Source organism: Acinetobacter sp. AYS6 (assembly GCF_025630795.1).
Taxonomy (GTDB): domain Bacteria; phylum Pseudomonadota; class Gammaproteobacteria; order Pseudomonadales; family Moraxellaceae; genus Acinetobacter.
Window position 1 is genome coordinate 23,548 of the sequence record NZ_JAOTNV010000005.1, and the last position, 12,328, is coordinate 35,875.

Sequence of the window (12,328 nt, forward strand, 5' to 3'; positions counted from 1 at the left end):
TCATGCAATTTTTTTAAAATCTATTATTTATCTCTGTATTAAATGCCTCTTTCAAAAGAAGCATTCTCTACCCTATTTTTATTCTAAACCGTATTATTCTTTATCCTTTTCTAGCTTATTCCTTAAAAAATTTATCTGATTATTTATAAAAATAAGATGCATCCATTTCAATTCTTGGAGAAATATATTCTTCCACCCAATCTAACCATGCACGTGTTTTAGCATCAATAAAATGGCGTGAAGGCAATAAGGTATAAACCCCTATATCGGGCGAACGCCACTCTGGCAAGATATGACATAATCTTCCATTCTGGACTGCATCTAAAGCCGAAAACATCGGCAATAACGCCACACCCATATCTTGTTGCACCACATCTAACAATAACTCTGGGTTATCTGCAATAAGTTGTCCACCAGTATCAATTTGGTAAGACTCACCCTTTGCATTTAACAAGTGCCAATCTGGTGTAATAGACGGGTTTACCAAGCGTAAACAGGCATGGTTTTTTAAATCTTCAGGGAATTTAGGTACTCCATGTTTTTCTAGATATACAGGTGAAGCGCATAAAACAGAAAAAATTGTACCAATTCTACGCGCAACAAACCGAGAATCTGTTAATGATTCAGTCAGATACAGACTGACATCGACCCCTTTTGCCAACAAGTCTGGAACGTACTGTGAAGTCGTATATTCCACGGTTAGTTCAGGATAATGCTTACAAAACTCGGCCATTACCGGAAAAACATAATGATGTCCAAAGCTTCCCATGCTTAACACACGTAAACGCCCTTTCGGTTTAGATGCCGTTCCTGTTACTTCTGATTCGGCTTCATCCACCATTGAAATGACTTGGCGACAGCGCTCAGCGTAAGTCGCACCAATATCGGTCAGTGCCTGCTGGCGCGTTGAGCGTTGTATTAATTTTGTACCTAAGCGTGTTTCTAGCTCGCTGATAAGACGTGAAACCTGTGCTGTGGTCAGATCCATCTGCTCAGCTGCTGCTGTGAAACTCCCGCTATCAATCACTTTCAGGAATGCATGCATTGCATGCAATAGTCCACCATCGAGATTTTTGCGCATAACGTAAATATGTTTTCCTAAATTACGGATTGTTGCACCAGTTTAGTTCAACCACAATGACTAAATGTACATACATTGGCACTAATTCTTTTAAGAAGAGGAACCGATCTTTTTTTATTTCGTATGTCACTTGCTCCAAATATTCAACTGGATGTTGAAAAAAGAAAGTAGTCCGAGCTACTAAAAATTCTAAGGAGATATAAATGAATATAGCTACAAAAGTCACTCCAAATATTATTGCAACAAAGGATGTGTCACTTGAAGATAAATATGTAAGCGATAACGGTACAGCATATATGACTGGCATTCAGGCGCTTGTTCGTTTGCCTCTTGCCCAAACTCGCCGTGACGCGATCAATGGTTATCATACTGCTGGTTTTATTTCTGGTTATCGCGGTTCTCCTGTTGGTAACTATGATAGTTTCCTTTGGCAAGTTCAAGGATTACTTAAATCCCATAATGTTGTATTTCAACCTGGTGTAAACGAAGACTTAGCTGCTACCGCAATTTGGGGTACGCAACAAGTTAACCTTTCAGGCCAAGGCAAATATGATGGAGTGTCTTCATGGTGGTATGGTAAAGGCCCGGGTGTTGACCGTTCAGGCGATGTACTCCGCCATGCTAACTTAGCTGGTACCTCTGAACGTGGTGGTGTCGTTGCTTTATTTGGTGATGACCACTCATGTAAATCTTCTACAATCCCTCACCAGTCTGAACATGTCATGATTGGTTGCGGTATTCCAATTTTCTACCCAACATCCGTTCAACAAATTTTAGACTTTGGTGTTCACGCCATTGCAGTTTCACGTTTTTCTGGCCTTTGGTCTTCAATGAAGCTCGTCAGTGAAATTGTAGAAACTTCTGCTTCTGTTCATGTCGACCTAGACCGTGTTACTCCGGTTATACCAGAAAATGTTAATTTCCCTGCCGACGGCGTTAACATTCGTTGGCCCGATCACGGCATTCAACAAGAAGAACGTCTTTATAAATACCGTTTACCTGCTGTTTTGGCCTATGCCCGTGCCAACAAAATCAACACCGTTACATGGCCTTGTGAAAATGCCCGTGTCGGTATTGCCGCAAGTGGTAAAGGTTATTTAGATACCATTGAAGCCTTACGCATTTTAGGTATTGAAGATGAAACTGCCCAACAGCTTGGGCTACGTGTTTATCAAGTTGGTCTGATTTGGCCTTTAGAACCACAAGGTGTTCGTGAGTTTGCCGAAGGTTTAGAAGAACTGATCGTTATTGAAGAAAAACGTCCAATTATTGAAACACAAATTAAAGATGAGCTGTATTCACTGCCTGATGGCAAACGCCCTCGTGTCATTGGTAAAGCAACTGATGGCAAAGGTGAATGGAGTACCTCTATTGAAGAAGCACCGCTCATTGGTCATTATGAGTACCAACCAGAACCAATTGCGAAAATGCTGGCTGCTCGCTTCTTAAAACTCGATATTCCAGAAAGCTTAAAAACACAAATCCAAAGCAGAATCGACTTACTATTAAAAGCAGAGCAAGAATCAAAACGTGTTATTGATCTTGCTGAACGTAAACCGTATTTCTGTAGTGGTTGCCCACATAACTCTTCAACCGTAGTTCCTGAAGGTAGCCGTGCATTAGGCGGTATCGGTTGTCACTATATTGCCGTTTCACTTGACCGTGGTACCGAAACATTCTCGCAAATGGGCGGTGAAGGTGTAAGCTGGGTGGGTGCATCACCATTTACCAATGAAAAACATATTTTTGCTAACCTTGGTGACGGAACTTACTTCCACTCTGGTTACTTAGCAATTCGCCAATCTATCGCTGCAAAAACGAATATTACCTACAAAATCCTCTACAACGATGCGGTCGCTATGACAGGTGGTCAACATGTAGATGGTCATTTAAGCGTTGCACAGTTAACTCGTCAGCTTGCTGCTGAAGGTATTAAAAAACAAGTTATTGTCACTGATGAAGTTAAACTATTAAACGAAGAAGACGGTATTGCACCGGGCGTAGAAATTCGCCACCGTAATGAACTCGACGCAGTTCAACGTGAGCTTCGTGAAGTTTCAGGTGTAACCGCTTTAATTTATGTACAAACCTGTGCCAGTGAAAAACGCCGTCGTCGTAAACGTGATGTCTACCCTGACCCAGCTGAGCGTTTATACATTAACAGTGATATTTGTGAAGGCTGTGGCGACTGTTCGAAAAAATCAAACTGTTTATCTATTGAACCAGTAGAGACTGCCTTAGGTACTAAACGTCAAATTAACCAAAGTAGCTGTAATAAAGACTTCACTTGTGCTGAAGGTTTCTGCCCAAGTTTTGTGACTGTTCATACACGTGATATGAAACGTCCAGCTAAATTTGAAGGCATTGGCGCAGGCTGGCCAACATCACCAGTCATTCCTCAGTTATATGACGTGCCAAGTCGTATTATGGTCGGCGGTATTGGTGGTACGGGTGTTGTGACTATTGGTGCACTCCTTGGTATGGCAGCTCACCTAGAAGGCAAAGCAACTCGTGTTATGGACATGGCAGGTCTTGCTCAAAAAGGTGGTACGGTTTATTCATACGTTCAACTTGCAGCAAGTGATGAGCAAATTTCTTCTACTAAAATTCCAGCAGGTCAATGTGAATTATTGATTGGTGCCGATGCCGTCGTCGCTGGTGGTAGCGCTGCTTTATCTCGCTTAAAAGATGATGCTTTGGTTATTGTAAATGAAGACAGCACTCCTACTTCTGAGTTTATTAAATCTCGTGACTGGTATGCGCCTATTAGCGATTTAATTGATCGTCTTCGTGGTCGTGTTCGTCAAGGTCAACTGGTTTCTCTGCCAGCGGCTCGAATTGCAACTCAGCTCTTAGGTGATTCAATCTATACCAACCAGTTATTACTCGGTATGGCATGGCAATCTGGACGTATTCCATTACTGCGTGAAAGCATTGAAAAAGCAATTCGCTTAAATGGTACTGCTGTTGAAAAGAACCTTGAAGCTTTCCGTGTGGGTTGTCATCTTGCAAGTGACCCAACTTTAGCTGCACGTTTAGTTGCGGCAATGCCAAAAACTAAAACTCCGCAAACTTTAGCTGAACTTATTGAAGATCGTTCTGCTCGTTTAACAGACTACTGGAATGAAGCTTATGCAGCTAAATACCGTACGCTTGTAGAATTGGCCGCTAAAAAACTACCAGAAGAATTAACGGGTACCATTGCGACTCAGCTTTATAGAGTTATGGCTTATAAAGATGAATATGAAGTTGCTCGTCTACTAACAGGCAAAAGCTTCAAAGAATCGATCGAAACCCAATTCGGTAAAGGCTTACGTTTAACGTATCACCTTGCTCCACCAGCGTTACTTGGTGGTCTGAAAAATGTCCGTAAACGTGCGTTTGGTTACTGGATGCGCTTCCCAATGATGATGCTTGCGCGCTTACAATGGCTTCGTGAAACTTTCCTTGACCCATTTGCGCGTCAAGAAGAACGTCAACATGAACAAGCGTGGCGTGACCGTTACATCGCATTTGTTGAAGCACTTGTTGAAGCACCAGACAATCATAACTTGGCAGTTGCTGAGCAAATTGCAAAATTACCAGCAGAAGTCCGCGGTTATGGACATATCAAAATGAAAGCAATGGACGCTGCAAAACAACGTTGGGATGAACTTACACCAACACTGCTAAAAGTCCGTAATTAAAAATTAAATCTCAAAATAAAAAAGTCATCCTTAGGGATGACTTTTTTATTGGCTCAAAAATTTATTTAGTCATTTTACGTAAAGTCAAAATCTGCTCGCTTCGTCCAAATGGACCATACACATCATGTAAAACTGCACTGGTTAAACCGATACCATCAGCCCCATATTGCTGAACGGTTTCCAGACCTAACCATTTACCTTTCGGATAACGGTGCATGTGAACTTGCAAATCAAGATTTGGGAAGCCCCACGTAAATTCGCCTTCTTGTCTTGGTACAATTCCGTTTGCGGTATCTATCATGCCAATCAAATGGGAAAAATCTGTCGTCGGCTGCCCTTCCACGATTTCTTTATCATTATTGAGCCAAACAATGCCTTTACCCGCACGATGCTGATCATCCGTTTTAGTGACTAGCGTTTGAATAAAGCCACCTGGCCATCTTTTCATACCCGTCCATTCTATAAAGGTATCGGGATGATGAATGGGCTGATCTTCAAGCCCCGCAATATCGGAACTATCTTGAGTACACATGCGCCATGCTCTAGCCACAATACAAGTTTTACCTTGTGCTTGCATTTCAGCTTCAATCAGTTCAATGGTTTTACCGGCGCGAATCACATGTGTCTTAATCGTAAATTCACCAAAAGCAATCAAACCAAAAATATCAAAACTAATTCGGCCAATTCGCATATCTTGTCGTGGTGAAAATTGCTCTAACTCTGCTGCAATTACACCACTTGCAGGTGCCATGTGCTGTTCATGAGGGTTCCAAGCCCCTTGTGCATGGACAGTTGAGCAATAATGAGCAATAACTTCGCCTTGAGGACCAATTGTTCTATTCAGTAATTGATAATAAGCATTCATGATTTTCTTTCCGTAGTCCTTATACAACATCAATATTTGATGAAAATTCACGTTTTAATGCTTATGTTAACCCTCTATTTCTTTGACTCAACTGGTTTTTCCTACCAAAAACTGATGAGTCTAAAATTACAAATTTAATCACTCGGTAAAATTCAACATGTAAATCTTACCGAGTGATTCTAAAAATGACTATTCACTAAAATGCAAAAGCATCTTGATCAAGTTCCATCACTGATTCTGCCCCAGACTCAATAGCAGCAGCATGGCCCTGTGTACGATGCAAAAGTTTTTGATAGAAAAACTTAGCAGTAGTTAATTTTGCTTTATAAAAAGCTTCCTCTTGTGTACCCGCCTCTAATTTTTCATGGGCAACTTGTGCCATTCGAGCCCATAAATAAGCGAACACCACGTAACTGGAAAAATAAAGATAATCTACCGAAGCTGCGCCAACTTCTTCAGGGTTGTGCTTCGCTTTCTCTGCAATCGATTTGGTCAGTGACAACCATTGTTGCTTAAGCTCAGCTAATTTTTCTAAATAAGGTTTCAACACTTCATTTGATTGCTGTTGACTAATAAACTGATCAATTAAATTAGTCATATTTTTTAGAAGTTTGCCTTCCGACTTGAGAACTTTACGTGCAAGCAGATCTAAAGACTGAATCTCGGTTGTTCCTTCATACAATGTTGAGATACGTGCATCACGTACAATTTGCTCCATTCCATGCTCAACAATAAAGCCATGTCCACCAAACACCTGAACTCCATGCTTTGCAGACTCATTGCCCGATTCAGTTAAAAAAGCCTTTGCAATCGGCGTTAAAAAAGCCAGTAATTCATCAGAGTGTTTTTGCTGCTCTTGATCATTTGAACTTTCGACAATATCGACATGTTGAGCTAAAAAGTAAGCCAGAGCACGGCCACCTTCAGAAAACGCTTTTTGGGTCATTAACATCGAACGCACAGCTGGATGCACAATAATTGGATCGGCATTTTTGTCAGGATATTTTGGGCCAGATATTGAGCGCATAGCGAGACGCTCTTTGGCATAACTTAACGCACCTTGAAATGAAATTTCAGAAGCAGCGAGTCCTTGTACTGCCGTTCCAATACGCGCGGTATTCATAAAGGTAAACATACAATTGAGTCCACGATTTTCTGGACCAATCAAATAACCTTGAGCACCATCAAAATTCAGTACACAGGTGGCATTTCCATGAATCCCCATTTTATGTTCAATCGCGCTGCAAAAGACGTTATTACGGTCTTCTAAATTACCTTCATCACTTACATTAAATTTAGGCACAATAAATAAAGAAATACCTTTTGTTCCTGCGGGTGCCTGAGGCAAGCGAGCTAAAACAATATGAATAATATTTTCAGAAAGATCATGTTCACCTGCCGAGATAAAAATCTTTTCACCCGTAATGGAGTAACTGCCGTCCGGATTGGGTTCTGCTTTAGTTCTAATTAAACCAAGGTCCGAACCCGCATGTGATTCGGTTAAACACATTGTTCCCGTCCAAACACCACTAATGAGTTTAGTCAAAAACTTTTGTTTTTGTTGCTCGGTGCCATGATGCTCAATTGTTCTCATTGCCCCATGAGACAAGCCCGGATACATCGCCCAAGCCCAATTAGAACCACATAACATCTCAGAAATAGCAATCCGCAGCAATGTTGGTAACCCTTGCCCACCATATTCCGGATCTGCGGTTAATGAGGTAAACCCAAGCTCAGCATATTTTTGGTAGGCTTCTTTAAAACCTTTCGGAGTTGTCACCACGCCTTGATTTAAATGACAGCCTTCCTGATCACCGTTTTGATTTATGGGCGCCAACTCATTTTCACAAAAATTTGCTGCTGCCTCTAAGTATTGATCAATTAATTCTCGATTTATGCTTTCCTGATATTTACTTAAACCTTGATAGTTCTGTTCTGTTTGAAGTATTTCATGCAGCACAAATTGCATATCGCGTAATGGAGCTTTGTATAAAGGCATCGTTTTTTCCTTTCACCTTACTGCCTGTGTAATAGGCAGATATGATTTTTCCTTAAAATGGACTTTTATTGTTTCAATCTCACCAAAATATCAAAAAATTTCTTATAGCAAAATATATTTTCACTATTTTAATAAAATTATCGTAACTTATAAATGGAGATAAGACATAAATTCATGTTTTAAAATACAAATATGGAAATAAAAGTAATTAGAATCTCTTAACTAGAATAAATTTATATTTTGTATTGCAAAATTTTATTCCGTAAAAAATCAATTTATAGTATCTTGATTAGACTGCTTAATCATCCAAGGACGATTTATGGAAAGCCCGAAATACACAGGTCTTGAGTTTTTAACCGCTTTAAAAAATGGTGAAGTTTCTCCATCACCTATGGCTCACACCATACCGATGGAACTCGTTGAAGTTTCCGAAGGTAAAGCTACTTATAAAGTTACCCCTCGCAAAGAACATAGAAATATACAAGGCGGTGTACACGGCGGCTTTTGCGCCACAGCTTTAGATACAGCAACAGGCAGCGCAGCTCATACATTACTTGAATATGGCGTTGGCTATGGAACTATTGATTTAAATGTAAAAATGATTCGTCCCATGCAAGTTGATACGTCGTACTATGCGACAGCCGAATTAATTAATGCGGGCCGTAATATTATTATTACCGAAGGAAAAATCGTAGATGAAAACGGCAAAGTGTATGCTTTTGCCTCGGCAACCTTAATGATTATTCGAAAATAATAAAATATTGAAGCTCCTGTTTATGGAGCTTTTTCTTGCTTTGCAATCTTATTCATTTCATAAAAATCTAAGCGATCAATCATAAAACTCACCATTGCCATCGTTAAACCTAAGGCAGCACATGCTTCCCATCCCCAGTGTTTCCATGCATACACCGCAATAAAAGAACCTAAGGCGGCTCCACCAAAATATAGAGTCATATAAATTGAATTAATACGAGAACGTGCCTCGGCCGAAATTCGGTAGACCAGATTTTGGTTCAAAACATGAAATGCTGACAAACCGAAATAAGCCATAACAACACCAACAGCATAGGCCACCAAAGACTGCTGGGCAAAAAATAGGGGTATCCATGCACTTATTAATAGCCCCATGCAAATTACTGCAATTTTATTTTCAAGCCCTGATGCAATTTTCTTACCTGCCCACGGGGTCGCAAATACGCCTGCCAAACCAACAATTCCAAATAAGCCAATCTGGAAATCATTAAAGTGATACGGCTCATTTGCCAAAATAAAAGTCATGGTAGTAAAAATGAGAGCCAAAATTCCAAAGCCAATTCCCCCTGCCAAACCACGGCGCAGTAAATGAGGCTGGTGAGCTGCTAATGAAAATAGCGAGCCATAAATTTGTAGAATATTGAGTTGATGGGACTTCCGCGCAACTGGCAACTTCACCCACATGACCCAAGCAAACACCAAAATGACGATTCCACTAATTAAATAAACCGCATGCCAAGACCAAACTGTAGAAAGTAAACCTGCAATAGAACGTGCCAATAATATTCCCAAAAACAAACCACTCATGAGAGTGCCTACAACTTGAGGGCTTTTTTTCGGGCTAACTAAACCTGCGGCGAAAGGAACTAAAACTTGAGTCGCAATTGAAAAGAATGTCGCTAAAAAGGTAAAGCCATATAAAGCTGGCAAGGTTTGACTTAAGGATAGCCCTACTTGGGCAAGGCCTGTACAACACATGAGCAAGCAAATATAACTACGTTTTTCAAAAAAATCGCCTAAGGGAACCAATATAAAAAGACCAACTGCATATGACAGTTGGCTAATGACAATGGTTAAAGCGACTTGATCGGCATTAACTTTCAATGCTTCGGCAATTGAATAGATTAAGGGCTGGTTATAATAGTTTGAACCCGCACAAATTCCACATGTCATTGCCATGATAAAAATAAAGCTTTTTGACAGTATATTTTCTGCATTGGGCTCAACTATTTTTTCCATTTTTAATTACGCCCCATTTTAGAATTTATACATCGACACAAAGTTTACGCGTGATACATCAGCTGTTCTGCCATCAAACACTTCTCGTTTGCCTTGATGGTATTCCATACCAATATCCATTTGCTCAATCGGTGAATAAAACACGTTCGCTGCGTAGTCCGTTAGACGTTTATTGGCATCTGGGTTGAGTTTGGCATAAGCCGTGTCGTCATCATAATCAAACATTGAAGCCGATAAGTTTGCACGCCATTGCTCATTAAATTTATATGAATAACCAATATTGATGCTATTCAACTTATTCATAAGCAAATCTGTTTTGTCTTCGTTTAAAGAAAAATCACCCGCTGCATTTAAACTTGTCGAGTTGGCCAATCCACTTTGGGTGGTGTACGGCATAAATTTTTGATCGCCGACAATATATTGATAATTTGCCTGCACCGATTGCTGTGGTGTGAGTTGATATTTTAAGCCGCCGCCAGCACCCCAGCTTACTTTCTTGACCGTGGCAGTTGCGACATCTGCAGATTTTTCATTAATAAAGCCTTGAGCAAGTGCAGTTAACGGCCCATCTTTAAAAGTATAACGTCCTGTTAAAGTTGGAAATGCCGAGACTCTCGAACCTGTATATTCCAAAGCTACTTTTAAATCATTATTGGCATCGATTTTCCAGTCATAGCGAATCTGAGGAGTACGCGTATAGGAAGTTCCCACAAATTGGGTGTAATCGACAGCTTCGGTACGAGTTTCCATGTTAGACATGAGTGACCATGTTTGGCCAAAGGTCCAGTCTTTATAGGTAAAAAAAGCATGACGGATACGGAATTTACCATCTCCCGTTCCCATGTTAGAGCTATCAAAGAAATCGGCTTCAATATTTCCAGTCACTGCTTTATTTGGACTATTAAAATAAACACCGAGTCGGCTTGCATTAATCATGGCATCGGAACGTGCATGGTTTGAACGTTTTTCACTTTCAAAAGGTGTTCGGTACAAACTGCTGGTCGTTCTACCGCCCGAGTCTGGTGATGATTTAAAATCGACCGCCGCATCAATACGGGCAATACCGTAAACCTTTACATTATCGGTCCACGTCACCCACGAAGGAGCAACAGGCTTCTCTGTTACAGTCGCTTTAGTTTTTTCAATGTTTTCTTCAATTTTTACCTGTTTGACCTGTAAATTATTTTGAGTTTGTTTTTGAGCTGCAAGTTCTGCTTTTAATTTTTGCAGCTCGGTTTCTAGCAAATTAATTCTTTGTTCTGTGGTATCTGAAGAATTTGCAAAAATAGTCCCTGAAGCCGCAGCGCAAGCTGCAGCTAAAATTAATTTTTTCATCTTTTAATCCTTAAAGAAGCGTTTTTTCCATGTGTAATTTAGGTTACACGTGCATCTATCAATTCACAGTCTGTGACTGCCTGTAATTCTTCGAAACTTAAGCCTTTGACCATTTCCGTGACATAAGCTTTTTGGTCTTTGAGTTCAATAATGCATAAATCTGTATAAATACGATGTACACACTGCTCACCCGTCATTGGATATGTAATTTCCTTTACAATTTTGGGCTCACCTTTTTTCGTGACATGTTCCATATAGACATAAATCGTTTTAGCACCGACCGCCAAATCCATGGCTCCGCCTACTGCTGGTACATCGTCTGCTTTTCCGGTATGCCAGTTTGCCAAATCTCCGTTTACAGCAACTTGGAATGCACCAATCACGCAAATGTCCAGATGGCCGCCGCGCATAATGTCAAACGAGTCACCATGATGCATAAAGCATCCACCGTCTAATAAAGTAACAAGTTCTTTTCCGGCATTGACTAAGTCTTGATCTTCTTCGCCAGGTTGCGGCGGAGGACCAAAAGCCAAGACACCATTTTCTGAATGTAAAAAGATTTCTTTGTCTTTTGGCAAAAATTTAGCAACGTTAGTCGGTAAGCCAATGCCTAAATTGACATAGGAGCCTTCTGGAATGTCATTGGCAATGAGTTTGGCAATATCTTCACGAGAACGTTTTTGAACTGACATTAGATATCTCCTACTTTTACAACGTGCTGAACAAAAATTCCCGGTGTAATAATGCACTCAGGGTCAAGCGTTCCTAGCTCTACGGTGTCATTCACTTGAACAATCGTGGTCTTGGCGGCTTTTGCCATAATTGGCCCAAAATTACGGGCTGCTTTACGGTAAGTTAAATTGCCCCAACGATCTGCTTTATCGGCATAGATCAATGCAAAGTCAGCTTCAAGTGGATATTCAAGTACATAGTTTTTACCATTAATGGTTCGGGTTTCTTTCCCCTCGGCAACTTTGGTGCCATAACCTGTCGGCGTAAAAATAGCGCCTAAACCTGCTCCTGCTGCCTGAATACGACAAGCCAAATTCCCTTGTGGAACCAGTTCTAACTCGATTTTTCCTGCGCGATATAAGTCTTGAAAAACAGTTGATCCCGCAGATTTCGGAAATGAACAAATCATTTTTTTAACACAACCCGCAATAATCAGATTTGTTAAACCACGATCACCAGAAGCCGCATTGTTATTTACAATGGTGAGTTCTTTTTTTCCTAAATCAATTAAGGCCTCAATTAATTCAGCAGGTTGCCCCGTTACACCAAACCCGCCTGTCATGATGGTTGCTCCATCAGGAATCGCTTTTAAAATCGGTTCAATGTCACTGGTGATTTTATTTATCATCTCACTTGTC

The 12,328-nt window shown here is 40.5% G+C and carries 9 protein-coding genes; 2 read left to right on the top strand and 7 right to left on the bottom strand.

Features of this window, described 5'->3' with window-relative positions:
• Window positions 1–139: 139 nt before the first annotated feature.
• Complete coding sequence (locus tag OD757_RS04815) at window positions 140–1,081, bottom strand: LysR family transcriptional regulator (protein ID WP_263031032.1); 942 nt, start codon at window positions 1,079–1,081, stop codon at window positions 140–142.
• Window positions 1,082–1,284: 203 nt separating this feature from the next.
• On the opposite strand from OD757_RS04815, the gene OD757_RS04820 reads away from it, so the two are divergent.
• Window positions 1,285–4,767 (top strand): indolepyruvate ferredoxin oxidoreductase family protein, encoded by a 3,483-nt coding sequence (locus OD757_RS04820; RefSeq protein ID WP_263031033.1) that lies wholly within the window; start codon window positions 1,285–1,287, stop codon window positions 4,765–4,767.
• A gap of 61 nt (window positions 4,768–4,828) precedes the next feature.
• Here OD757_RS04820 and OD757_RS04825 read toward each other — a convergent pair whose 3' ends face one another.
• Window positions 4,829–5,632 (bottom strand): thioesterase family protein, encoded by an 804-nt coding sequence (locus OD757_RS04825; protein ID WP_263031034.1) that lies wholly within the window; start codon window positions 5,630–5,632, stop codon window positions 4,829–4,831.
• A 196-nt stretch (window positions 5,633–5,828) separates the two neighbouring features.
• A complete protein-coding gene (locus tag OD757_RS04830; protein WP_263031035.1) occupies window positions 5,829–7,631 on the bottom strand; it encodes an acyl-CoA dehydrogenase C-terminal domain-containing protein in 1,803 nt (600 codons plus the stop codon).
• A gap of 304 nt (window positions 7,632–7,935) precedes the next feature.
• Here OD757_RS04830 and OD757_RS04835 point away from each other — a divergent pair, with 304 nt between their 5' ends.
• The gene (locus OD757_RS04835; RefSeq protein WP_263031525.1) at window positions 7,936–8,385 is read left to right on the top strand and encodes a PaaI family thioesterase; all 450 of its coding nucleotides are present in this window, start codon (window positions 7,936–7,938) and stop codon (window positions 8,383–8,385) included.
• Window positions 8,386–8,405: 20 nt separating this feature from the next.
• Here the strand turns inward: OD757_RS04835 and OD757_RS04840 are convergent, their stop codons facing one another.
• Genes OD757_RS04840 through OD757_RS04855 form a run of 4 tightly spaced genes read right to left on the bottom strand, consistent with a single transcriptional unit; the run spans window position 8,406 to window position 12,318 of the window.
• Window positions 8,406–9,623 (bottom strand): MFS transporter, encoded by a 1,218-nt coding sequence (locus OD757_RS04840; protein WP_263031036.1) that lies wholly within the window; start codon window positions 9,621–9,623, stop codon window positions 8,406–8,408.
• Between the two features lie 18 nt (window positions 9,624–9,641).
• Window positions 9,642–10,958 (bottom strand): outer membrane trimeric porin-like protein DcaP, encoded by a 1,317-nt coding sequence (gene dcaP / locus OD757_RS04845; RefSeq protein WP_263031037.1) that lies wholly within the window; start codon window positions 10,956–10,958, stop codon window positions 9,642–9,644.
• A gap of 38 nt (window positions 10,959–10,996) precedes the next feature.
• A complete protein-coding gene (locus OD757_RS04850) occupies window positions 10,997–11,650 on the bottom strand; it encodes a 3-oxoacid CoA-transferase subunit B (protein WP_263031038.1) in 654 nt (217 codons plus the stop codon).
• On the bottom strand, window positions 11,650–12,318 hold the full coding sequence (locus tag OD757_RS04855) for a 3-oxoacid CoA-transferase subunit A (RefSeq protein ID WP_000608703.1): 669 nt from the start codon (window positions 12,316–12,318) through the stop codon (window positions 11,650–11,652). The genes OD757_RS04850 and OD757_RS04855 overlap by 1 nt, the downstream gene beginning before the upstream one ends.
• Window positions 12,319–12,328 lie beyond the last annotated feature (10 nt).

Coding starts and splice junctions, on each gene's coding strand:
- OD757_RS04815 (WP_263031032.1), bottom strand. CDS start 1,081: ATGCGCAAAAATCTCGATGGTGGACTATTGCATGCAATGCATGCATTC.
- OD757_RS04820 (WP_263031033.1), top strand. CDS start 1,285: ATGAATATAGCTACAAAAGTCACTCCAAATATTATTGCAACAAAGGAT.
- OD757_RS04825 (WP_263031034.1), bottom strand. CDS start 5,632: ATGAATGCTTATTATCAATTACTGAATAGAACAATTGGTCCTCAAGGC.
- OD757_RS04830 (WP_263031035.1), bottom strand. CDS start 7,631: ATGCCTTTATACAAAGCTCCATTACGCGATATGCAATTTGTGCTGCAT.
- OD757_RS04840 (WP_263031036.1), bottom strand. CDS start 9,623: ATGGAAAAAATAGTTGAGCCCAATGCAGAAAATATACTGTCAAAAAGC.
- dcaP (WP_263031037.1), bottom strand. CDS start 10,958: ATGAAAAAATTAATTTTAGCTGCAGCTTGCGCTGCGGCTTCAGGGACT.
- OD757_RS04850 (WP_263031038.1), bottom strand. CDS start 11,650: ATGTCAGTTCAAAAACGTTCTCGTGAAGATATTGCCAAACTCATTGCC.
- OD757_RS04855 (WP_000608703.1), bottom strand. CDS start 12,318: ATGATAAATAAAATCACCAGTGACATTGAACCGATTTTAAAAGCGATT.